Origin of the sequence: Okeania sp. KiyG1 (genome assembly GCF_014132355.1) — a bacterium.
Taxonomy (GTDB): Bacteria; Cyanobacteriota; Cyanobacteriia; order Cyanobacteriales; family Microcoleaceae; genus Okeania.
In genome coordinates this window covers 1-23,463 of sequence record NZ_BLZO01000171.1, presented here as the reverse complement: position 1 = coordinate 23,463, position 23,463 = coordinate 1, and the positions used below count along the sequence as shown (strand labels likewise).

Annotated in this window: 18 protein-coding genes and 1 tRNA gene; 10 read left to right on the top strand and 9 right to left on the bottom strand. The window is 36.3% G+C overall.

Features of this window, described 5'->3' with window-relative positions:
- Positions 1-369 precede the first annotated feature (369 nt).
- Together SAGCYANO_RS37500 and SAGCYANO_RS37495 are read left to right on the top strand one after the other, a co-directional pair.
- Positions 370-2,145, top strand: coding sequence for an N-acetylmuramoyl-L-alanine amidase (locus tag SAGCYANO_RS37500; RefSeq protein WP_237397079.1), 1,776 nt, complete (start codon positions 370-372; stop codon positions 2,143-2,145).
- Positions 2,146-2,434: 289 nt separating this feature from the next.
- On the top strand, positions 2,435-4,249 hold the full coding sequence (locus SAGCYANO_RS37495; protein WP_202224682.1) for a calcium-binding protein: 1,815 nt from the start codon (positions 2,435-2,437) through the stop codon (positions 4,247-4,249).
- A gap of 543 nt (positions 4,250-4,792) precedes the next feature.
- Here SAGCYANO_RS37495 and SAGCYANO_RS37490 read toward each other — a convergent pair.
- Positions 4,793-5,611: an inositol monophosphatase family protein gene (locus SAGCYANO_RS37490; RefSeq protein ID WP_202224681.1), complete on the bottom strand. Its 819-nt coding sequence runs from the start codon at positions 5,609-5,611 to the stop codon at positions 4,793-4,795.
- A 150-nt stretch (positions 5,612-5,761) separates the two neighbouring features.
- Between SAGCYANO_RS37490 and SAGCYANO_RS48530 the strand changes: the two genes are divergently transcribed.
- The 3 genes from SAGCYANO_RS48530 to SAGCYANO_RS37480 all read left to right on the top strand — a co-directional run bounded on the left by SAGCYANO_RS48530 (position 5,762) and on the right by SAGCYANO_RS37480 (position 7,693).
- Entirely contained in the window at positions 5,762-5,944 is a 183-nt protein-coding gene (locus tag SAGCYANO_RS48530; RefSeq protein WP_305081061.1) for an SDR family NAD(P)-dependent oxidoreductase, read from the top strand.
- A gap of 449 nt (positions 5,945-6,393) precedes the next feature.
- Positions 6,394-6,798: a hypothetical protein gene (locus SAGCYANO_RS46560; protein WP_237397064.1), complete on the top strand. Its 405-nt coding sequence runs from the start codon at positions 6,394-6,396 to the stop codon at positions 6,796-6,798.
- Between the two features lie 37 nt (positions 6,799-6,835).
- The gene (locus tag SAGCYANO_RS37480; protein WP_237397063.1) at positions 6,836-7,693 is read left to right on the top strand and encodes an RNA-guided endonuclease TnpB family protein; all 858 of its coding nucleotides are present in this window, start codon (positions 6,836-6,838) and stop codon (positions 7,691-7,693) included.
- A gap of 559 nt (positions 7,694-8,252) precedes the next feature.
- On the opposite strand, the gene SAGCYANO_RS37475 is transcribed toward SAGCYANO_RS37480, so the two are convergent.
- Positions 8,253-10,478, bottom strand: a complete 2,226-nt coding sequence (locus tag SAGCYANO_RS37475) for an FdhF/YdeP family oxidoreductase (protein ID WP_202224680.1) — start codon at positions 10,476-10,478, stop codon at positions 8,253-8,255.
- A 1,803-nt stretch (positions 10,479-12,281) separates the two neighbouring features.
- Between SAGCYANO_RS37475 and fdhD the strand changes: the two genes are divergently transcribed.
- On the top strand, positions 12,282-13,121 hold the full coding sequence (fdhD, locus tag SAGCYANO_RS37470) for a formate dehydrogenase accessory sulfurtransferase FdhD (protein ID WP_202224679.1): 840 nt from the start codon (positions 12,282-12,284) through the stop codon (positions 13,119-13,121).
- Here fdhD and SAGCYANO_RS37465 read toward each other — a convergent pair.
- Positions 13,088-13,309 carry a hypothetical protein gene (locus SAGCYANO_RS37465; RefSeq protein ID WP_202224678.1) on the bottom strand — a complete coding sequence of 74 codons (222 nt, stop codon included), beginning with the start codon at positions 13,307-13,309 and terminating at the stop codon, positions 13,088-13,090. The two genes, fdhD and SAGCYANO_RS37465, sit on opposite strands and share 34 nt — an antisense overlap.
- A gap of 663 nt (positions 13,310-13,972) precedes the next feature.
- A complete protein-coding gene (locus tag SAGCYANO_RS37460; RefSeq protein ID WP_202224677.1) occupies positions 13,973-15,391 on the bottom strand; it encodes a BCD family MFS transporter in 1,419 nt (472 codons plus the stop codon).
- 1,193 nt (positions 15,392-16,584) lie between these two features.
- Between SAGCYANO_RS37460 and SAGCYANO_RS37455 the strand changes: the two genes are divergently transcribed.
- Positions 16,585-17,529 (top strand): aldo/keto reductase, encoded by a 945-nt coding sequence (locus SAGCYANO_RS37455; RefSeq protein WP_202224676.1) that lies wholly within the window; start codon positions 16,585-16,587, stop codon positions 17,527-17,529.
- A gap of 330 nt (positions 17,530-17,859) precedes the next feature.
- On the opposite strand, the gene SAGCYANO_RS37450 is transcribed toward SAGCYANO_RS37455, so the two are convergent.
- The 5 genes from SAGCYANO_RS37450 to SAGCYANO_RS37430 form a co-directional block, all read right to left on the bottom strand.
- Positions 17,860-18,579, bottom strand: a complete 720-nt coding sequence (locus tag SAGCYANO_RS37450) for a zinc ribbon domain-containing protein (RefSeq protein WP_202224675.1) — start codon at positions 18,577-18,579, stop codon at positions 17,860-17,862.
- 7 nt (positions 18,580-18,586) lie between these two features.
- Positions 18,587-18,778, bottom strand: coding sequence for a transposase (locus SAGCYANO_RS48525; protein WP_202224674.1), 192 nt, complete (start codon positions 18,776-18,778; stop codon positions 18,587-18,589).
- Between the two features lie 52 nt (positions 18,779-18,830).
- Positions 18,831-18,980: a transposase gene (locus tag SAGCYANO_RS48520; RefSeq protein WP_202224673.1), complete on the bottom strand. Its 150-nt coding sequence runs from the start codon at positions 18,978-18,980 to the stop codon at positions 18,831-18,833.
- A 472-nt stretch (positions 18,981-19,452) separates the two neighbouring features.
- Positions 19,453-19,551, bottom strand: coding sequence for a helix-turn-helix domain-containing protein (locus SAGCYANO_RS37435; RefSeq protein ID WP_202224672.1), 99 nt, complete (start codon positions 19,549-19,551; stop codon positions 19,453-19,455).
- Positions 19,552-20,346: 795 nt separating this feature from the next.
- Positions 20,347-20,419, bottom strand: a tRNA-Ile gene (locus tag SAGCYANO_RS37430).
- Positions 20,420-20,947: 528 nt separating this feature from the next.
- On the opposite strand from SAGCYANO_RS37430, the gene SAGCYANO_RS37425 reads away from it, so the two are divergent.
- The 3 genes from SAGCYANO_RS37425 to SAGCYANO_RS37415 all read left to right on the top strand — a co-directional run.
- Complete coding sequence (locus SAGCYANO_RS37425) at positions 20,948-21,616, top strand: hypothetical protein (protein WP_237397062.1); 669 nt, start codon at positions 20,948-20,950, stop codon at positions 21,614-21,616.
- Positions 21,617-21,804: 188 nt separating this feature from the next.
- Positions 21,805-22,200 carry a zinc ribbon domain-containing protein gene (locus SAGCYANO_RS37420; RefSeq protein ID WP_202222486.1) on the top strand — a complete coding sequence of 132 codons (396 nt, stop codon included), beginning with the start codon at positions 21,805-21,807 and terminating at the stop codon, positions 22,198-22,200.
- Positions 22,201-22,209: 9 nt separating this feature from the next.
- On the top strand, positions 22,210-23,463 hold a 1,254-nt coding region (locus SAGCYANO_RS37415; RefSeq protein WP_202224671.1), incomplete at its 3' end, for a hemolysin family protein.

Genomic DNA, 23,463 nt, shown 5'->3' with positions numbered 1-23,463 from the left:
ATATTATACAGTAATCGCCAAATTACTTCCTCTAAATTACAGATGTTCTATTGAATACGAATTTAAAAATTTAATAGTTCAAATCCAATATTTATCCGCGCCTCCTAATACCATGTCCGGATAATTAGTGATGACAACACTTTTTTCCCTATCTCCTATCTCCTGTCTCCTGATTACCAAACAGAAAAATTTAGTACAATAAAGAAATATAACTAAAAAAAACAAAAAAGTAATATGGCAAATTTCAATCCACTGCTAATGGCGACAAAAAAAACAATAATTACCAAAAAATTTAGCAAAATTATCGGCTCATCAACTTTAGGATTAATGATATTTTTAGGGGTAATAAGTACCATTTGCCCTATTGCTATGTCACACAATAATGGAGAAAATACTCAGCTTAAATCAGACTCTGAAGCAACAAAAAAATCTCTATTTATTGCCTATCCTTCCGCAAACCACAAAACCACTTCAGATAGATTTTTTTTAATTGGTACAGCTTCTCCAGAAGCAGAAGTTACTGTTAATGGGAAAGCAATTAATGAACGTAGTAAATCAGGTCATTTTGCCCCTAGTTTTCCATTACAAATAGGGAAAAATATATTTACTGTGCGTCATCAAGATGAAGAAAAAATAATTACGGTAACACGCAATTCAAACCAACCACCTTTACCAGTGGGAATAGCTTTTGGTCAAAATTCTTTGACTCCAGCAAAAGATATTGCCAGAATGCCAGGAGAATTAATTTGTTTTCAGGCGATCGCTCCTCCAAATGCTAATATTTCTGTATTATTAGCTGAACAAACTATTCCCTTACTTTCTCAGTCTCAAGTAGTAAATTTACCAGGAAATTTGGCAGTATTAACAGGAGAAAATCAACCAATTCCTTCTGCGGGAGAATATTATCAAGGTTGTGCTAAAGCAGAAAAATCAGGAGATTTAGGTCAACCTGAATTTAGACTGAGTGTGAGTGGTCAAACTGTTACTCAAAAAGCACCGGGGAAAGTGACTATTCTTTCTCCCACTACATTTGAGGTGGCGGAGGTAACAGTAGAAGAGGGTGTGGCCAGAACTGGACCGAGTACCACTTATTCTCGTTTGACGCCTTTGCCAAAAGGCACAAAAGCTTTGATTACAGGGAAGGAAGGAGACTATTTACGTCTTGACTATGGTGGGTGGATAAAAGCTGATGAAACTAGGATATTTACAGATGCTGCTCCACCACGTTCGGTAATTCGGGGTGCTATTGCTCGTCAAGTTGAAGGTGCAACAGAAATTAGATTTCCTTTGCAAGTACCGGTACCAGTTACAGTCGAACAAGGTGATGGTTATTTAACTTTAATTCTGCATAATACGACAGCTCAAACTGATACTATTCGTTTAGATGATGACCCTTTAATTGAGCGATTAGACTGGCAACCAATCTTGACTTCAACAGTGCAAAATGAGCAGGGAGTTAGGTATAAGTTTTATTTAAAAACAGAGCAACAATGGGGTTATAAATTAGAATATGTTGGTACAACTTTGCGATTAACTTTGCGACATCCTCCGGTGGTAAATAGTGGGATTAATTTTATTAATAAACCTCTGAGTGGGATGAAAATTTTGATTGATGCTGGACATGGTAGTGAGAATGATTTAGGTGCAAGAGGTCCGACTGGTTATCCGGAAAAAAATGTGACATTAATTGTGTCGAAGTTATTACAGGATGAGTTAATTGCACGGGGTGCTTCAGTATATATGACACGAAAAGCAGAAGAGGATTTATATCCTAAAGACCGTGTGGAAATGATTAATCAACAAGTTCCAGATTTAGCACTTTCGGTTCATTATAATGCTTTACCTGATTCTGGCGATGCACTAAAAACTCAGGGAATTGGTACTTTTTGGTATCATTCTCAAGCTCATAGTTTGGCAGTATTTTTACATAATTATTTAGTGGAAAAATTAGACCGACCTTCTTATGGGGTATTTTGGAATAATTTAGCTTTAGCTCGTCCGACAATAGCTCCTTCTGTGTTGTTGGAGTTAGGGTTTATGATTAATCCTTATGAGTTTGAATGGATTATGAATTCTCAAGAACAACAGAAGTTAGCAAAGGTATTAGCAGATGGAATTGTAGAATGGGTAAAAAGTTCTGAATAGAAGGAAGAAGGGAGAAATAAAAAGGATGAGAATGTCCTGTAACTTCTCCTTCTGCTAAAATTAGGAAAGAGAACTCATTGGTTTTGAGCAATACAAATCTGTCCACATACATAAAACTTAACTTTTTTTTTGCTAGCCTCGATTTAACATAGACAGGACTTACGCAGAGACTCTACATACAGGGAGGGCGAATGCCATTCGCCCCTACAGATGGTGTATAATTTTATATTTTGCGTAAGTCCTGATAGATTGAAAAACCTGAAAACTATCAACTACAAGGATAATAGCCATGGCTCTTGTTCAGGGAACTAATAAAAAAGACAATCTCAAAGGAACTGCTAAAAAAGACACCATTAATGGCAAGGGGGGTAACGATCAAATTAATGGTCGTGGCGGCAATGATAAACTCAATGGGAATGGAGGTAGCGACAAACTCAACGGTGGTGCAGGTAAAGATACTTTAAACGGTGGCAGTGGCCAAGATACTTTAAATGGTGGCAGCGGCAGAGACAGTTTAATTGGTGGTTCTGGCAATGATTTTTTAGACGGTGGAAAAGGTAACGATATCCTTACTGGCAACCCTGGCAATGATGTTTTGGTAGGCAATTTTGGTAAAGATACCCTAACTGGGGGTGCTGGAGATGATGTATTTTTCTTGAAACAAAACAGTGCAGTTAACAGAAAATCTGCGGCCGACATTATCACAGACTTTAAGCCAAATTTTGATATGATTGGCCTAGATAGTGGTCTGACTGAGAATGATCTTAATTTACAGTTATCTGGCAATTCGACTGTAATTAAGGTCAAGAAAACAGGTAAAATTTTGGGAGTAGTACGAGGTGTTAAACCTAAAGACCTCAAGTGGAATTTTACATCTGTAGATGGTAAACCCAATGTAATTGAAAATTTGGTAACTTTTAAGGCTCCTACGGTTAAACAAAAATCTTCTGATACCTATGAAATGAAGTTAACTGGTAGTAACAAAAGTAATTTTGTTATTACTATCAAAAACACTGGTACAGAGGCATATCAAGAATCGGTAAGATATACACCATCTCCTTCAGAAAGACGCAAGGGTAATAAACCTTTTACTGCTGAAGTTAATTCAGAAGGTTCTCGAATTGAGTTACAGTTTGATGGTTCCTCAGATGTTTATATATTTGACAACCAAAGGGATGAAAACACTGTAGATGTTATCAAGAAAACTCCAACAGGAGAGACCAAAATAGCAGAAGCTCCTATCGATCCAGAAATAAAGTCAAGTATAGAGGAATCTGTTGTTCAATCAGCTTTGTGTAAAGCAGGTCAAAATATTTGCAAGGGTGTAGGAATTATGGGTGATGTTGCTAGTGGTTTAGCAGCTGCAACTGCTCTTACTGGTGTTGGAGCTAGTGCATCAGCAGCTTTTGGAGCTGTAGCTCTTGGTGCTAAAGCTTTTGGATACGGCTGCCTGATGTTGTATGGTAATGACTTCGATTTGGGGATAAGTTTAATAGATGAAGGACTTGGAGGTATTTTCAGCCTAACAAAAAGTCAATTTAAAAATAGTTATAATTTCATTACTTCGATTCTAAAAACTGCAGGGTTAATTGAAAATAGTAAGGACTCTGATGGTTTGATGCAGAAAATTCGTAAGCGTTTAGGCATTGATTGGTGTGATATAGAAAAAAAGGAAGTAAGAGTGTATTTTCAACCACACGGAAATCCTTGGACTCTGAGCAACCTGTACTTAGTTTCACCAGAAGAAAAGTTCATTGGCACTGCGCCAAATAGTTTCGGCGGTCTTGGTAACAGTGCAGATGCGCAGTGGAGATCCATAGGAACATTCCCTGTAGGTACTGAACTGGAGTTTGAAACTCGTGTGGAAGGGCCTCTAGATAAAAGTGGTTCGACTAATTTTGCAGGTAACCTAACCTTAAATTCAAAATTTCCTGATAGTGCCTCTATAGAAGTTACCTCTTCAGGTCTGGCTTGGCTTGGGTTTGAAGATGGTTCTAGTGGAACGTGGTTGGGCGTACAAGTTGAAACCCCGAACGACTTTAACGACACTTTAGTTAACATTGATAATGTAATGTCTGAAGGAAACAGAATTTTTGTTGCCTAAAATTATACCTTCAACTACGGGAAATTAATCGCCCTTCCGTAATTAAAGCAAATTTTCAAACTGTATTGTAGAAGCGATCGCCAGTCGGAAAATTTCTACATAAAAAAGCTCTGGGAGTAATACCCAAAGTTACTCCTATATCTAGCTAACCTCAGAGCAGCTTAACGAAGTCAGAAGTCAGAAGTTAGAAGTCAGAAGTCAGAAGTTATTTTTGTAACGGGGATGCGTGAGCAACGCTCCAAAAATATTACGCCTTAAAAGGCGGGGTTTTAGACCCATATTATTTTGATAAATAATAAAATCACTAACCAAAATATATCAGTTTTAGTGTTCGTTTTTTTCTAACCTAAGTTATTTCCCATTTATAATTTTTATTCATTTTTTATTCCCTGTTAAGAGTTCCCTTCCTTGAAAAGAAGAGGACTGACTCAAAGGAAAAATTTTTCTTGTTTCCCCTTTAAAGGAGAGGCTTTAAACCTTAATTATTTGGTCATCAACCTTCCTCCTTCCTTCTTCCTTCTTCCCTCTTCCTTCTTCCTTATCCTACTTTCTTAAAGGTTGTACTAAAGGCAAAAAATATGACACTAATTGTTGATTTCCGACGACCAAAGTAGGAAAGGGATGACTCGAATAATCTTTGCCAATTTTTAAAGGAAAAATATCTGTAGATTCTAATGGTATCCATACTGCACCTGCAGCTTTTGCTATTACCCAAGACCCTGCAATATCCCAAATTCTAGGTGTAGCTTCAACTCCTGCAATAGATGCACCACAAGCAACAAGTAAAAAGTTATAACTTGCTATGCCTAACATTCTAATTTTTGTGGGAATTTGAGGTAAAATTTTGGTACTTCGAGAACAAAGATTAAATAAATGATTGCCAGTAATTTTGTCTTGATTTGGTTGAATTGGTTGATGATTTAAAAATGCTCTGGTGATGGGTGGGTTCGATAAATAAGTCTGATTTTCTTGATAATAAAAACCATAATAAGATTGATGTAATGGAGGTAAATGTATATAGCCAAATATGGGAATACCTTGATGTAATAATGCTATAGAAGTTCCCCAAATTGGTATACCTTGAGCAAAGTTTGTTGTAGCATCTAAGGGGTCAATAATCCAACACCATTCATTACTAGGAAATATCTGTTGAGTTTCTTCTGTTAAAATTCCATGAGTGGGAAAAGTACGAGCGATCGCTTCTCTAATTTCTCTATCTGCCCATTTATCGGATTTAGTAATTAAACTACCGTCGGTTTTTTCATCTGCTGTGACATTTCCGAAGTCTTTTAATAATTGATTTCCTACTCGAAAAGTTGTTGTTTCTGCGAAGTTTAAAACTTGATTCCAGAATTCTGTCATTTTAGCTTTGTTATCTCACTATATTGTTGTTTGGAAGTTGATTGAAGGAAGATTAATCTGTCAGTAAACTTAAATTATTACTTATGAGTTTTTAGATTTTCATTATATGATGGAATTTGTTTTTTTCACCTTTTGAAGGAAGTTTATACTATGGGGATAAGACTTAAAAATAAAGTCGCTGTGATAACAGGGGCAGCAGAGGGGATTGGAAAAGCGACTGCAACTCTCTTTGCTGAAGAAGGTGCCAAGGTAATTATCCTGGACAAACAAATGCTGGGGAGTAACGTCGCGGACGAAATCGTTGACTTGGGAGGTACTGCAACTTTCATTTAATTTACAATACTTTGAACCAGCCCTGTTCCCAGGAGGGGAAGATAGGAGAAATGGGAATGGCGAGGAGGTAGGAATAAGAATTGTCCTTTGATTTTTCTGCCCAACTATGCGCCTAAAATACTAACTTTTTGAGCGTTTTAGACTGAAACAAGCGCACTTTTTTCGACTATCCAACTTTTCTAAACAAACCAAAGCATTATAATCAGGCACACCTTCAACAGAACGTTTACCTAAATAACATGGGAGCATGAAAGCCATCGTCTTTTAAGCGATGGATGAAAGGCGAGGAGTCGGATTTTAAGGAGATGTATTTTATTTGACCAAAAAACCACATTGAAGGCCCCCGTGTTTGAACCGGGGATGAAAACAACCGAGTCGTTTAGACTAGACAACTAAAGTAGTCCTGTGTTATTATTACTAACAATAAAGCCATCCAACCACCGTTTCAAATGTACTCTTGTCAGCAAGTTTTAGTAGGTAAAAATCCCGAATTAATTGCTATTTTAACATTCCTATGTGAACAGTCTCACAAGCTCACTAACATGGGAATATATTATGGTCGGCAATTATTTTTTAAGTCTCACAAAACTCTCGGCAAGTATGACTTGGAAAAGCTCTACAAAAAGAACTATCATTACAAAGTTTTACATTCTCAAGCAGCACAACAAATATTGAGGACTGTAGCTGAATCATTTCGCTCTTATTATGGTCTAATAAAAGCCTATAGTGAAGGAAAAATCTCAGAAAGACCAAGGATTCCTAAATACAGAAAAAAAGGAGGAATGGCTACAGTTAGCTATCCCAAACAAGCATTAAAACTTAAAGGTAATCAAATTAGAGTTCCACGCTTGTAATACTTGTAAGCGCTGGTTTGGTCTAGATTGCTTTTATATGACTATGCCAAGTAATCTCAACTTTGCTTCTCTTAAAGAACTGAGAATATTACCAAGAAATCGATGCTTTACCCAAGAATTTGTCTATGAAAAAAAAGTAGTAGTTAAACCTGAATTAAATCAAGACAATGTATTAGGAATAGACCACGGTTTAAATAATTGGTTGACCTGTGTATCGAATGTGGGTACTAGCTTGATAGTAGATGGTAAACATCTCAAATCAATGAATCGTTGGTACAACAAACAGGTATCAACTATTAAAGAAAATAAACCGACTGGATTTTGGTCAAATAAACTAGCTGCTATTACAGAAAAGCGTAACCGCCAAATTCGTGACGCTATAAATAAAGCAGCCAGAATAGTCATTAATCATTGTTTAAAAAATTCTATTGGTACAATTGTATTTGGTTGGAATAAAGGTCAGAAAAATGAAATAGAGTTAGGAAAAAAAAGTAATTCAGAATTTGTACCAATTCCCACAGCTAGACTCAAAGAAAGAGTAGCTCAGTTGTGCGATGAATATGGGATAATCTTTATAGAAACAGAAGAAAGTTATACAAGTATTGCTTCATTTTTAGATGGTGACGATCTGCCTATTTATGGTCAAAAACCCAATGATTGGAAACCGTCAGGAAAAAGAATAAAGCGTGGTTTGTATAGAAGTAGTAATAATTGGTTAATTAATGCAGACTGTAATGGGGCTGCAAATATAATCACAAAAGTAAGCAGAAAGCTAGGGTTAAACTTAAGCCAACTGTGTAGGGGCACTTTGACTTGTCCCCAGAGAGTCTATCTTTGGTCAGCTAAGAAAAAACTGAGCAACATGGATTTATCCTGTTGCGCAGTATCAACTTAGAATCCCCGTGACTTGAGTCCGGGTAGTAGTCAACCTTATCTAATAACACATTTCCTTCCGGCCAATGTACTGTTCAACAATTAATTATTAATTATTAATAATTAGGGCTTGCTGATTAAATCTAAAAGCATTGACAGATAAAGGTTGAACGCATTTTTTTGTCTAAAAAAGTGCTAGCTTTTCAGCTCAAAAAGCTCATGCATGCTAGTATTTTGGGACGATTATGGCAGAAAAATCATTCTTACAAAACTTAGCTCCCACCTCCTTGCTCATTGCCCGTTCTTCCTGTCTCCTGTCTCCTACCCCTACTAAAAGACTTTTGAGCGCAAACCCTAATTAATAATTACCTCTCCTGGAAAAGAAAAGAATTGACTCAAAGGAAAAATTTTTCTTGCTTCTCCTTAAAAGGAGAGACTTTAAACCTTAATTATTCCGTAAATTACCTGGTTTCATCGGAGCTAAATAAACTCTTCCTTGAAACTCACCCAAATCATTTTGCAACAGTATCTTATCCCCATCTTTTAAACTCAAATTTACTGAATATCCTCAAAACTTCAACCTAATCTAACTTTTCTAAACAGACCAAAGCATTGTAATCAGGCACACCTTCAACAGAACGTTTACCCTGATCTAATAATACATTTCCTTCCGGCCAATGTATTTGTAAATTACCTGGTTTCATCGGAGCTAAATAAACTCTTCCTTGAAACTCACCCAAATCATTTTTCAACAGTACTTTATCCCCATCTTTTAAACTCAAATTTTCCGCATCAATAGGATTAATTAAAACTGCTTCTCGCATAGCTCCAGTAATAGCATCTTTCTTTGACTGCACCATACTATTAAACTGCTTACCTCTACGAGTCGCTACTAAAAAATATCCCTCTTTTAACTCTTCTTGAGATGAAGAAAGTATTGAAAAATTAGCCTTACTATCTGGTGTGAGAAAATTCCAACCAAAACATAAATGAGAACCACCATATTGAAAATTATCCCCTGGTTCCTTTAAATGCTGAATTCCTGAATATTGCGGAATTACTAAAGCAATTTCCTGACGAATTTCTGAAGTATTTTCAAACTCTAATTGATTTGCCAAATCAGGACGTACTAACTTTGCTAAATCCATAAAAACTTCCCATTCCGGGCGAGCTTCTCCAATTCTCGGTCCGGGAATTTCCGGGCTAAAAATCACCCTTCTTTCCGTAGTTGTTTCTGTTACTCCTCCCGGAATTTCATAACGAGTTGTGGCAGGTAACAATATTACCGCTTCTCCCGGTTCAACCAACATTTGATTAGAACAAACAATATCCTGATGTATTCTCAAAGGCAATCTTTTTATAGCAGCTTCTACATAATCTGGATCTGGCAAAACTTCTAAAAAATTTCCCCCTACAGAAAACAAAACATCTAACTTTCCTTCCGCTGCACGCTCAATCATTTCCGAAGCAATTAAACCAGGAGAATTAGGCACAGAAAAACCCCAAAAATTACTCATAACTTCCGCATTTTCTTGGTTAATCTTTCTCCCTCCAGGAAACACCGTAGAATAGCATCCCATTTCTGCTCCACCTTGCACCCCAGAATGTCCCCGAATTGGCATTAAACCACAGCCTTCTCTACCTACAAAACCTTTAGTTAAAGCTAAATTAATAATAGCTCTGACATTATCTTCCCCACATTCATGTTGAGTAATACCCATACTCCAAACAAATACAGCTTTTTCTGCTGCTTTTACCATTTTGGCAAAGGCATACATTTCATCGCGGGTGCTTCCAGAAAAGCGTTCTAACTCTTCCCAAGATTGAGCATCCAATGAAGCTTTTAATTCTTCAAATTGATTCGTATAATTATCGATAAAAAATTTATCTATCCAATCATTAACAATTAGATGTTTAATAGTGCCATTCAGGAAAGCCAAATCGCCATTAACATTAACTAAAAAGAAGTCTTCGGCAAACTTAGTACCAAATAAAGCACTTTCAGGAATAGATGGTACCCAATAACGTTCCATTCCTGGTTCCCGATAAGTGTTAATAACGACAATTTTTGTACCTGCTTTTTTCGCCCAGTGTAAATATTTAACAGTAACAGGTTGATTATTTGCTACGTTAGAACCGATAAATACTAATAAATCTGTACCTATCCAGTCTTTGTAAGAACAAGTAGTAGCAGCAGCACCAATAGTAGTTTTAAGCGCTCCGGTACTAGGGGAATGACAAATGCGGGCCGCATTATCAATGTTATTTGTGCCCATTGCCCGTGCAGCTTTTTGGGCCACATAATAAGTTTCATTCACAGTGCCGCGACTGGTGAGGTAGAAACCCAGACGTTCTGGATGAGTATTTTTAAGGCGATCGCTAATTACTTCTAAAGCTTCATCCCAACTAATTCGCCGAAACCCTTTGTCCCCTTTGTCACGACGCATGGGGTAAGGTAGTCGTCCCATTTCTCGCAATTCTGCACTACTTTTATTTTGTAGTTGAGAAACATCTGCTAGTATTTCTGGGTTAAAAGCAGGCATAGTATTAAGGCGCAATAGTCGTAGGCGTACATTACATAAATGAAAGCCATCGAGGGTCCAATCTTTCATCCCAGTGGTACCGAGGGAACACCCATCGCAGACTCCTTTATTGAGAATTTCCCAAGCGTAGGGGAGTTGGTCGAGATTTTCAATTGTTGCGCGTATTAATTCCCAGTAGTTATTGGGGTATTGTTCGCCAATACCGAAGGGTTTCCAACTTGCCCAAATTTCCGGGTTCCAGATTTTATTTGGCTTGGGTAACATAATTTATTTGGCTAATATAAAAATTTTTATTGCACGATAATTATCGGGTAAATTTTTAGGGTTATGTTATTTTTGAAGAGAAATTAATCTCATCTTAATATTTTCATCAATAGTAAAGGCAGAGGATAGAAATAACTTTTTGTCTAAGAGCTGGAAATTCTCATGTTATGTATTTATTCAAGGTTATATATATCGTATATCTAGCACTCGAAAGAATTGGTTAGAATATAAACTGATGATGAACTTTAGACAGTTTAACAATTAATAGTTAATAATTACCGAAAATTTGGTTTGAAAACTTCAACTTTTATATAAAGCCTGATAAATGTTTGTTACAAATGGTAGAATTCATTAATTGATAATTGATAATGGATAATTGATAATTACCTCTGGTTAAAACCGAGAGGATTGAATATAAGGAAATATTATTTCTTCTCTTGGTCGATTGGATATGGCGAGGAGACCCGCTCTTGACAGAGCCGCTCTGAATTGCGCCATCCCTCGACCGCTTTTTCCCCGATCAAGGGGAGGCTTCAAGGCGCGAATTATTTAATTATTAATTATTAATTATTAATTATTAATTATTAATAATTCGGTAAAGAAGAGGGAAGAAATATTGAATAAAAAAATGTGAAAATAATATAGATGTAAGTATTCAGCCGTCAGCTATCAGCTATCAGCTATGAGTTGTTAGCTATGAGTTGTTAGCTCATTATCAACTCAAAAGAGGAATTAGTCTCCAAGGATAATTAAAACTTATAAAAAAAATGTCTTCAGCTAACCTTAGTAATTTCTTGATTCTTTCACAAACTGAATTCTGAATGCTGAATGCTGAATACTTACATATAGATAACTATCTAAAATGAATTGGAGAAGCTATTTTTTTTAAGTATCTCCGAGCGATATGCACCTGTTTGTAGCATTCTTTGTTTAAACTGGTATTAAAGGGATCAAAAAGAAAATTCTGTATTTTCAAAATTAATATGAAGTTACATAGAATAATATAGCAATCAGGAATCAGATGTGAGAATTGAGGTGTTTCTTTAAAGCATAGAATATAGCTGTTATCTTATTCTTATGCATTCGTTTCTTCCCTATTCCCTATTCCCTATTCCCTATTCCCTATTCCCTCCATACCTAAAACAAAAGTCTCCAATATCTCACAACTAAAATCATATTGCTATATTTTAATCAGATTTGACTTTAGATCAAGACAGACAAGTTAATAAATTTCATAATTCTGTCTAACCTGACATAAAATTTGTTTCAGTACAAATGTAAGCTGACTGCTGAACTCTGAACGCTTAAAAAAAAGAGGCTTTTAACCTTAATGATTCACTAAATGTTTTCCCAGTTTTGATAAATTTTACCTTCTGAATCTGTTGTATATTTCCAACTATATATAGTAGCAGTAGACAAACAATTGAGGAAGATGATCGGGTTTTTATTATACTTAGGGCTTACCGATCAAATATAAAAGCACTGACAGATAAAGGATTCAGCCTTTAAAGGAGCGAAAAAAGTGCCTGGTTTTCAGTTGAAAACCCTCAAAAACTTAGCATAAAAGGCAGAAATTTTAGCAGAAAAATCACTCTGACAAATATATCCGACTATCTCCTAATTAATTCCTCGTTTCTCCTAACTACTCTCTGCTCTCTTCTTCCCCTCCAGGGAGGGGTTAGGGGTGGGTCCCCTAATCCTGAAAAAGACTTTTTCAGCAAACCCTACTTAATTAAGGGGAGTCGATCTAATCTCAATTATTTCTCAATCCAGACTTCTGATACAAACTTTCCTTCTTGAAATATGAACTATTCTTCTAGTAGCAAAAGCAAAGCACAAATTTTAGTAGTAGAAAATCACATTTCTTTTACTCGTAACGACCAATTAGTAACAGAAGAACCTTTAGAAATTCGTCTAACTTTTCCGAAACAAACTATAGCAGTTACTATGCGGACTCCAGGAAATGATTTTGATTTAGCAGCAGGATTTCTCTATAGTGAAGGAATTATCAAAAATCGTGAAGATATTGAAAAAATTAGTTATTGTGTAGACCCAGAAATTGATGGAGAACAACTCCAAAATATTGTTAATGTCACTCTTAAGTCTGAATTAAAACCAAACTTAAAAACCTTAGAAAGACATTTTTTTTCCTCTAGCGCTTGTGGGATTTGTGGTAAAGCAAGTATAGAATCTCTGCATATTAAAGGTTTTTCAGCTATTCCTTTAAAATCAGAAGTTCCGGCGGAAGTTATTTATAGTTTGCCTGATAAATTAAGTAATGCTCAAAGAGTTTTTAAATCTACTGGTGGTTTACACGCTGCTGCTTTATTTGATACTCAAGGAGAATTGTTGAAATTGCGAGAAGATGTGGGTAGACATAATGCTTTAGATAAGTTGATAGGGTCAGAATTTTTAGCAGGTATATTACCTTTAAATAATCATATTGTTATGGTGAGTGGGCGGTCGAGTTTTGAGATTATACAAAAATGTATAACTGTAGGTGTGCCGATAGTTTGTGCAGTTTCTGCACCTAGTAGTTTAGCGGTAGAAATAGCTAGGGAATTTAATATTACTTTAATCGGATTTTTGCGGGGGAAAAAGTTTAATATTTATTCTGGTGTGGAAAGAATTAAAGTTTGCTGAATAAAGTCTTTTTGCTGAGGTAGGAGACAGGAGACAGGAATTAGGGGAATGAGAGGAGAGGTAGGAGCTAAGTTTTGTCTCTCAATTTTTCTGCCATAATCATCCCAAAATACTAGCTTTTTGAAATTTTTCCACTGAAAAGCTGGTACTTTTTTCAATTCTAAAATTCTAAAATCAATATCAGTCAATACTTTCAGATTTATTCAGCAAGCCCGAATTAAAGTCGGTCAAAAAATGGATTATCCCTAAATTTATCCCCAATTTGTATTATTCCTTTTTTCATTCTATAAATTGATTATATCAAGTTGCGAGGCTAGAGAAGCTTTAAGAAATCAGACATATTCAATAGCCTTTCTAACCAAACATTAGCTTTCTTACTCACTCCGGTGTTCACTATAGTTAGGAAGTAAGAAGAGAAAAAATAATGGAGATACGAAAAAAATTGCCACTCTTGTTAATCAAAACCAAATCTAATTTCTTCCCAGATTCCTATATTCTGAACTTCTTGTTCAAAACTTAGTTTTTACCACCAATTTCCAACTAATTTATTCACCTACCACCTCATACCTAGATGATGATTAATCAGGATTAGTTGAGGAATTTTCATTGGTCAATTTATCTGCAAGAAGTAACAAGTAAGAAGTAGGGAGCAAGAAGAGAAAAAATGATGGAGATACGGAAAAATTGTCACTCTTGTTAATTAAACCCCAACCTAATTTCTCTCCAGAATCCTGTATACTGAATTCTTCTTCAAACCTCCTCGCTCATTCCTATTTATCCTGTCTCCTACTCCTAACTAAAAGACTTTTTCAGCAAATCCTAATTATTAATTATTAATTATTAATTATTAATTAATCTAATTCTCCTTCTAAAATAGTAGCGATCGCTTGTTTTGAATTATCTTGAAATTCTCGTACATTGACTCGATTTAATAGAAAAATTGACAGTATCATTCCTATTCCTGCCATGAGAAAAACTAAGCCATAAGCAAGCATTGGAATATTAAATAAAAGTCTACCTAAATCTAAAGACGCACCACCAATAACTGTAGATAATCCTCTTGCCATTGCTTGAGCTAATCCCCAGGCACCGATAAAAGTTCCTGCTGTTTCTGCCACGGTTAAATCTAACATTAAACTTAGAGAAGCAGTAGTAGTTAAACCAGCAGCTAAACCATATAAAAATAAAGCCCCCTTAAATAAAGAAGGGTTGCCAGTAAACCCGGACATAACTATCAGGATAAAACTAATTGTTGTTGCCACACATCCCACTTTTAGAGAATTTTTCTTACCCAATCTTGGTACTACTAAAAATCCTGTTGTACCTAATCCGATTAAAGTTCCCATACCCGATACAGCATTCAATCTTGTAGTTTCAGAAATTGGCATCGAAAATATTTCTCCACCATAGGGTTCTAAAACTGCATCCTGCATAAATAAACTAATAATTAATACAAATACAAATGTAAAAAATAAACCTGTTTGACGACTAGCTCTTAAAACTTTTAAAGTTGTTCCTAAAGTCACTTTATCTTCTCGATTAGCAATAGTTGAACGAGTACGATAACGAGAGTGTTTTTGTTCAACTCCCACTGTGGCAATAAAAGCAAGAATTAACACAATTGTCGGCACCTTAATAAACAAACTATTAACAGATGCCTTCACAGTTTCTAATGGTGCCCCCACACCAACTTGTTTAAGTAAAATACTACTGGTAATTGCTCCAATAATAATTCCTACCATCAACATCGACCAAACTATACCGACAACTTTAGAACGATTATCCTCATCAGAAATATCTACCAATAATGCAGCAAAAGGTGTAGAACTTGCACTTAAAGCCAAACCATAAATTATAAACATTAAACCCAACATTCCGACCAAAAAAAATGTAGGATTCGTCCAACCATTGACTTCTAAACTATCACCAACTTGCCACATAACTTGTACAGCAATAAAAGCAGTTAAAGTAAACAAAACTGCCCCTATCCACATATAACCTGTACGGTGTTGACCGAACAAAGGTTTAACATCAGACATTTGACCAAACCAAACCCTTGCTGGTGCCATAAATTGATATAATGACAAAGTAAATGCTACGATTGTGGCAGGAATTGTTAATTCAGTAATCATCACTCGGTTCAAAACTCCAAGTGTTAAAACTGACATTGTTCCTAACCCCATTTGATATAAACCTAATCTAAAAAATAGAAAGTTTTCTTGGATTAATTTGAGAAATTTGAGTGGACTGGAAGAATCTTTTATTGTCATAACTATATTATTATTTAAGTATTGAATAAGGAGTAAATTCAGTTATAGCAGGGAATAGGGAATAGGGAATAGGGAACAGTGGCAAAAGCTTTTCTTTGTCTGAGGTTCATCATCAATCTATGTCCTAACCAACTCCTTCCTTGCCATAACTGATATAGCAATCCTATTTCAGTTGCGGGTAAAAAAATCTTTGAATTTAGGGAACAGGGAACAGGAAATAGGGGTAAAAGTTTCAGACTTTTTATATATTCTTACATTTTTACCGAATAATTAATAATTAATAATTAAATAATTCAGGTTTAAAGCCTCCCCTTTTAAGGGAAAAAGCGGTCGTTTTGCTGGCGCATAACTACGTTAACACTACGCGACATGTTTGCGGAGCATTCCGTCAGGAAAAAGCGCAGCTTCCCGTAGGGTGGGATGGATGGGTTTCCTAACCATATCCAATCGACCAAGAGAAAAGACAATATTCCTTATATTCAATTCCGTAACGGTTAAAACCCGAGGTAATTATCAATTATCCATTAATGAAAAATAGACATCTCTAATAATAAAAAATCAAATCAATTATCGTACATAAATAATTGATAATTTATCCCTACTCCCTACTCCCTCTTTTCTGGATATTTCTAATGATTTATGATTGCTATAGCCTCCTTTTTCAGTACCTCCTATAATAAGGAGGCGAGAAGATACAGGATTTTCTGTTTTATCCTATGAAAAAGGGAGGTTTGATACCTGATTTTTTTGGTCAGTTGCCATAAACTAGAAGACAAAATAATTATTCTAGAATTGCTGACTATGAACTAATTGAAAACTATCAATTTTATGATTTAGTGGGGCTTTTAAACCCTGTTATTGAGTAAGCATTTCCTGTGGAATGCTGCGCAAACAGCCGTCACCTATTAGCTATAATTTTGGGTCGGCGTAAAAGCCACCTTTGAAATTGAAAAATAATAAAAAATTACTGCCAAAGTCCCAGGATAAAACCTGAGAAATAATTATTCATTACTAATTGCTGATAGCTGAATGCTTACGTTATTCATACATAAGCCTTACTGAATTTTATTTTCAATTCAGAAGACTGATAACTGAATTATTTTTGGTAAATTAACATCTATCTAGATTAAAATTTAACTAAAAATTGTTAGTCTAGTTTTGAGTATTATACACTAATTAGAATTTTTTTGAACATGGCAACAACTACTTTAGGTAAAACAGGAATAACTGTTAATCCCATTTGTATTGGCACTTGGGCATGGGGGGATAAATTTTTTTGGAATTATGGCAGTAATTATGGAGCTAATGAAGTAGAAGCTGCTTTTCAAACTTCCTTAGAAGCAGGGATAAATTTTTTTGATACTGCTGAAGTTTATGGCAATGGTTTATCAGAAGAATTGCTGGGAAAATTCATGCAAAAAACTGAACAAACTGTGCAAATTGCTACTAAATATGGTCCTGTACCTTGGCGTTTTTTTCCAGAGTCTGTTGCTGATGCTGTTACTGCTAGTTTGAAACGATTAATGTTGCCGAAAGTTACTCTTTATCAAGTACATTGGCCGTTTACTTTTTTTATGAGTCAGGAAACTTTATTAAATGCTTTGGCTGATGAAGTAAAACAGGGCAGAGTTGAAGCGGTTGGTGTTAGTAATTATTCGGCCGAAGAGATGCGTCAAGCTCATGCAATTCTGGAAAAACGAGGGGTGATTTTAGCAACTAATCAGGTGAGATATTCTCTGCTTTCTCGACAAATTGAAGCTAAAGGAATTTTGGATACAGCTAGAGAGTTAGGTGTGACAATTTTAGCTTATAGTCCTTTGGCTCAAGGTTTATTAACTGGCAAATATACTGTGGAAAAACCGCCGACTGGCGCTCGTCAATTTGACTCTCGTTTCCAGAAAAAGGGTTTGGAAAAAATTGCTCCTGTTATGTCTTTGTTAAAACAAATTGGTGAAAAATATGACAAAACTCTGGCTCAGGTTGCTCTGAATTGGTTGGTTTTTCAAGATGGTGTGATTCCTATTGCTGGTTGTAAAAATTCTGAACAAGTTCGACTAAATATAGGGGCTATTGGTTGGGAGATTAGTCAAGAGGAATTTAATCAGTTGGAAGAGGTTACTCGCCCTTGGTTAAATTAAGGAATTAAGGGAAGATGGAAGCTTTGAAACTTTGCTTTTGTCTTTCCTATAACTACAACGTTGGGGTTAATTTAATTATTTATGAGTTGAGCTGAAATGGCGATCGCTCTTTTTATCTAAAAGTCTCTTTTTTTTGTGTTGAATAAAAAATCATGCTTATGGGCGAACAACCCCTATCATACTTATACTATCACAGTTTTTTACCGAATTTGATCGATCTTCCTCTCTTGATTTTTTCGAAGCTTCACAAAATGAGTAAACTGGAAATCACTACTCTGAGCGATCGCTATTCTGTTATCCAAAAGTCTCTTTTTTTTGTTGAATAAAAAATCATGCGTATGGGCAAACAACCCCCATCATACTTATACTATCACGGTTTTTTGCCGAATTTGATTTATCTTCCTCTCTTGATTTTTTTAAAGCTTCACAAAATGAGCATTTTTGTGATTTGAAGTTGTGGGATAGCAGAGATGGGAAAATGGGGAAATTTTCAGACATATTTATTATAGGAATTACCGAAAAGCGACGCTGAAGGCCCCCGTGTTTTAACCGCAGGGCTGTTTGACATCCTCCCCGGCCTAAAGGCGCGGGGATTCCTACTGAGCCGTAGCTCCTCGGCGAGTTGACGTTTTGCTGGCGCAAAGCTCCGCTAACACAGGCTGCTGCACCCACCCCTCTTGCTCCCCTCCCGGGAGGGGATGGGGGTGGGTTACGCTTGCCTCCACGTCCGTTTAATGTCTCGGACTGCCCGCCCGCGACTAATATATTTATTGCTGCATTTTCATCTCTATCATGTTTTGCACCGCAGTTGATACACTCCCATTCTCTTACCTGAAGGTCTAGCTTACCACCTTTAAAGCCACAATTTGAGCAAACTTGACTTGTAGGTTCCCAACGGCTAATTATTCTAAAATCACGACCGTATTTCTCAGCTTTTTCTTCTAATAAAGTTCTAAATTGTCGCCTACCTAAATCAGATATAGCTCTGGATAATTTGCGGTCTCTTGGTGCGCGTTCCGCAAGCGAGCTGGCGTCGTCGCGGGGTCGCACCGCTTTTTCACCATCCCAGAAACATTGCCTCGGATACCTCTAAAACAACTGTTTGGTTTTCACGAATTATTTTAGTAGATAATTTATGCAGAAAATCTGTCCTGGCATCTTTCAATTTTCCATGGAACTTAGCTATTTTTAGTCTTGCTTTTTCATATCGTTTAGAATCTCTAGTTTTGTTAGATAATGACCTACTCAACTTGCGTTAGCGTTTGCGCAGCATGACCATAGGAAAGCTCCTCTGAAAGAGGCTATTTTTTAATCCGTTTTTTCAACGGTTTTGGTGCATTAATTTTTTCACCGTTGCTGAATGTAGCAAAGGTTTTAATTCCTAAATCTATACCTACTGAACTATCAGTTTGAGGTAAGATTTCTGGTTGTATTTCTACTACAAAACTCAAAAAATATCTAGTAGGGGCGATTCGCGTTTGCGCAGCATTCCGCAGGAAATCGCCCCTACAATCTTTGACTACTTTTACTGATGATGGAGTAGCAGGTAACTCTCACAGGCGAAACTATTTTTAGCTTTTCAATCTTGGCGCTTCTAGACTTTATGTTGACCAACTTTAAACCCTCCCTTTGTAAACCTCGCAGTTTGCGCGTGACTTTACTAATGCATAAATTTAGGAGGTTTAACAGGTTTACCTTTTCTCTGGCCCTTAGTCGATTTAAAAAAGTTTTGATAACCTTGGTTTAAATCATTCAAAGATTGCTGCAATGGTATGTTAGAAACTTCTTTAAGCCACTCTCTATCTTCAGTATTTTTTGCTTGAGTAATAAACTGTTTTTGCAGCTTTTCGTTACTAGGTTTCTTACCTCCTGATTTGTATTTTTCAAAGGCAGCAAGCTAGGCTATCATTCCAAACAACACGTTCACGAAGTGTTGCACCAGCAAACACAACCAAATAGCTTTGCTAATCGATGCTTTTGTCCCGGTGTAGGATATATACGATACTTAAATTTAGCTTTCATAATTTGCTAACTATACTAACAGTATTATACCAATTTGATTGAAACATTTAGCAAATAAAAAGTCGCCCTTGAAGGGCGAGACTTGAGCCAATTTTTCGGTCAAAGTATTGTATATTAACGATTTAGGTAGAAAGGGATATGAGGAGATAGTGGAACAGTGAAATTTACCAAAATTTGCCGATTTTTGAGCCAATAAGCGTCGTTAAGCTCTGAGAGGATATTTGGTTCACTTAGCTTAAATGGCAAAAATTCCTATTTTTGACCTTCAAGTATAATTGAGAAATTTGACTTAAATTCTGAGTATTTTGGCAAAATTTCCTAGTTATCCCCATGTTTCTATCTCCCTCTCTGTTTTTCGCATCGGATGAAACAGCCCTGCGTGTTTTAACCAGGGGATGAAAACAAGGGAGTCGTTTAGACTAGACAACTTTAGTTGTCCTGTGCTATTACTTTTAACAAAAAGTAAGCAGAACGCTAAGTATTGGCCTTAGCTGACTGTGTAGGGGCACCGCGGAAATTGTCCCCAAAGAATATATCTTTGGTCAGCGCTCGAATAGACGAAGCAACACGGATTTATCCGGTTACGTAGTATCTACTTAGAATCCCCGTGACTGACCTCCGAGGAGTAGTCAACCAGAAGACCAGACTAGACATCATTTTTAGGGGTTAACGGCCGTTAAACCCTACTATATTTTGGTGCTTATGCGTAAGTCCTGAAATTTACTAGAAAATTCTAAAATCTTTAACTAGCAAAGACCTTAGTCTATTTCGAGGAATTACTTTGATTTAGTTGTATGCGCCCTGCTGGAATCGAACCAGCCTGAAAGCGAATTATGAGCTCGCTGCCTCCCCAATCGGCCAAAGGCGCTTATTTCCAAGTTTACCTTTATTTGGTTTAAGATTTTCTCAGATAATTGACATTTTATCTGCGCTCAAGCAACGGATAAATAAAACTGAGCTATAGCTGTTCCACAGGTTAACGTTTCTTTAGGATGTTGCTAACTAATACATTAGTCTGACGCTCTCCTCCGCGTCCGTTTGGAATTTCCGCAATTTGCAGCTCTTCCTCTGGAGGTGTTTTCCCCCGGTAACTAATAATAATGTAACATAATTTATTCCGCCAGAAGCAAACCAAAACCAGCCCTACAAGGGTTAGGCTTCAGACCCAATTTTTTGGTAAACCCATTATAACATAGTTTCCTAACTTGACATACTCCCGACGTTGCGCTTATGCGACGACACAGAATTATTCAGTCAGGGAAGCCCTAACCGCTATTTTGATAGAGGTGATGTCCACCCCCTGTATTAAAATCTTGGACATAAATGTCTCTAAATTTATACTAAAATATAGTATATCATAACAGAAAACAATATTATGCCTAAGAAATAAAAAACTATGAATTCTAGTATTGTGCTAACTCTCAGCTTACTAACCCTAATGTTTGGTGCCGGTTTGAGTAGTGCCTCTTGGGGATTTCAACTAGGGAGGGAAGCTTTAAAAGGAATTACTCAACCAGATACTCGTCCCACTAATAATTTAGCAGGTGCTAGAAACAATTCAAATCGCCAAGAAGGATTGGTATTTTTAGAAGAGGAAAAGGTTATTGCCCGTGTGAAAAATATTATCAGAAATGGTGGAGTAATTGAGGAAGAAACTACTAAAAAAGACTCCCAGAAAAAGCAAGCAAAGGGACAATCTGCTAAAGAAAATCAACCCCAGCAAAGTTTTCCAATTGTTAGTAGTGATGCAGGAGTAGCTCTAGAAATTAATGATGTTCGTCGATGGGGTAATTCTCTAGTTTTAGATGTCAATTTAAAAAATGAAGGAGACCGGTCTATAAGGTTTTTGTACAGTTTTTTGAATGTTACAGACGACCAGGGAAGGTCTCTCAGCGCAAGTACAGAAGATTTACCAGGAGAATTACCACCAAATGGTAGAAGATATTATGGTATTATTACGATTCCAGTTGCCTTATTAGATAATGCTCAAGAACTTTCTTTGGAATTGACAGATTATCCCGATCAAAAGCTAGATTTAAAGATGTCTAAAATCAAAATAGATTAAGTGGATTAGGGATTTTTTTTAGTAGGTGGTTAGTTTAGATAAAAATATAAATAAATAAATAAATTAATTAATTTATCGCTTTAATAGAAAGCAAAATTAATGAAGTTTGAAGTTTTAAGAGCAAAGAAATATCATCAAGTTGCCCAATATTTAATGGTATGTATAAATTGTAAGTATTAAACATGAAAATGTTGAGAGATATAATACCAATTCCCAAAAATAATGCTATACTTCCAATCAGTAAATCAATTAACGATGCTGGATGGGGTAAATTTCTAACTATTTTGACTATCAAAGCTGTTAGCGCAGCTCCGACCCAGGAGGCAAATGCTGGACAAAAGACTACAACAGTAAACCCCAAAAATACTAGCCAAGATTGCTCAAACTGCGGGGAAAAAGTCCCTAAAAAATTATCACAAAGAACTCATTCTTGCCCACATTGCGGAATTGTAATAGAGCGCGACTTGAATGCAGCGATAAATATCAAAAACAGGGCGGCATGGCATTCCGTCCTTAAAGCTCGTGGAGCCAGACGGAATACCGGGGCTGCGAAACGAGAAGCCCACACTATAGCGCCAGCTTAGTGTGGGAGTATGTCACAAATCCTGACATCGGCAGAGATAATGTCGCGACTTTTGTCAGTCTTTCTGCTGATTACTATTAATGCCTTTTTTGTAGTAGCAGAATTTTCTATAGTTTCTGTGCGTAGATCCCGCATTAATCAATTAGTAGATGCAGGTGATGTTCAAGCCAAAATTGTTCAAAAACTTCAAAAAAATATAGACAGACTACTCTCAACAACTCAGTTAGGCATTACTTTGTCTAGTTTAGCTTTGGGTTGGATAGGTGAAGGAACTATAGCCATGATTGTTAAAGCTGCAATAGTTGAACTACCGCTTTCTATTCATGTTAGTCAAGCGATCGCTCACTCCCTAGCTATCCCAATTGTCACCTTTTTTATTTTGGCTTACCTGCAAATTGTACTAGGAGAATTATGCCCAAAGTCAGTAGCAATATTGTATTCAGAAAAGTTATCTAGATTATTCGGTCCTTTGAGTCTAGCTATATCTCGCTTCTTTAATCCATTTATTTGGGTCTTAAATCAATCTACTCGTTGGTTATTACGACTGATAGGAATTAAATACACTGATAATGTCTGGAAAACACCAGTTACCCCTGAAGAATTACAGTTAATTATCTCTACTTCTACTGAATCAACTGGTTTAGAAGCGGAAGAACGACAGTTACTTAGTAATGTCTTTGAATTTGGGGAGGTATCAGCTTTAGAAGTCATGGTTCCACGCACTAATATAGATGCTATTTCTAGTACGGCTACTTTTAAAAATTTGTTGGATGAAATTAAGGTATCTGGTCATTCTCGTTACCCTGTAGTTGGTGAGTCCATAGATGATATTCAGGGTATTATAGATTTTAAAGAATTGGCCCAACCTTTAGCCAAAGGTTTATTATCCCCACAAACCTTAATTAGTTCTTGGGTTCGCCCTGTAAGGTTTGTATCTGAACAAATGTATTTGAGCGAGTTATTATCATTGATGCAAAGAATGCGTCAAATCCCAAATAGTCGTCAGCACCCAGAAATGGTAATAGTAGTAGATGAATTTGGTGGTACTGCTGGATTAATTACGCGAGAGGATTTGATTGCTGAAATTATCGGTGGTAATAGTTATGAAGTAACTGGTACTGAAGAGTTTACTCTGCAAATGTTGGACGATCAAACTTTCATTGTGCAGGCCCAGTTAAGTGTAGAAGAAGTTAATGAATTATTGAATTTGGATTTACCTCTAACTGAGGATTATCAAACTTTGGGAGGATTTTTGATTTATCAG

Bases quoted from the DNA above. Each gene is read 5' to 3' on its own strand.
- SAGCYANO_RS37480 (WP_237397063.1), top strand. From the start codon at position 6,836: ATGACTATGCCAAGTAATCTCAACTTTGCTTCTCTTAAAGAACTGAGA.
- SAGCYANO_RS37425 (WP_237397062.1), top strand. From the start codon at position 20,948: ATGAATTCTAGTATTGTGCTAACTCTCAGCTTACTAACCCTAATGTTT.
- SAGCYANO_RS37420 (WP_202222486.1), top strand. From the start codon at position 21,805: ATGTTGAGAGATATAATACCAATTCCCAAAAATAATGCTATACTTCCA.
- fdhD (WP_202224679.1), top strand. From the start codon at position 12,282: ATGAACTATTCTTCTAGTAGCAAAAGCAAAGCACAAATTTTAGTAGTA.
- SAGCYANO_RS37475 (WP_202224680.1), bottom strand. From the start codon at position 10,478: ATGTTACCCAAGCCAAATAAAATCTGGAACCCGGAAATTTGGGCAAGT.
- SAGCYANO_RS37500 (WP_237397079.1), top strand. From the start codon at position 370: ATGTCACACAATAATGGAGAAAATACTCAGCTTAAATCAGACTCTGAA.
- SAGCYANO_RS37455 (WP_202224676.1), top strand. From the start codon at position 16,585: ATGGCAACAACTACTTTAGGTAAAACAGGAATAACTGTTAATCCCATT.
- SAGCYANO_RS37490 (WP_202224681.1), bottom strand. From the start codon at position 5,611: ATGACAGAATTCTGGAATCAAGTTTTAAACTTCGCAGAAACAACAACT.
- SAGCYANO_RS48530 (WP_305081061.1), top strand. From the start codon at position 5,762: ATGGGGATAAGACTTAAAAATAAAGTCGCTGTGATAACAGGGGCAGCA.
- SAGCYANO_RS37435 (WP_202224672.1), bottom strand. From the start codon at position 19,551: ATGAAAGCTAAATTTAAGTATCGTATATATCCTACACCGGGACAAAAG.
- SAGCYANO_RS37460 (WP_202224677.1), bottom strand. From the start codon at position 15,391: ATGACAATAAAAGATTCTTCCAGTCCACTCAAATTTCTCAAATTAATC.
- SAGCYANO_RS46560 (WP_237397064.1), top strand. From the start codon at position 6,394: ATGTACTCTTGTCAGCAAGTTTTAGTAGGTAAAAATCCCGAATTAATT.
- SAGCYANO_RS37495 (WP_202224682.1), top strand. From the start codon at position 2,435: ATGGCTCTTGTTCAGGGAACTAATAAAAAAGACAATCTCAAAGGAACT.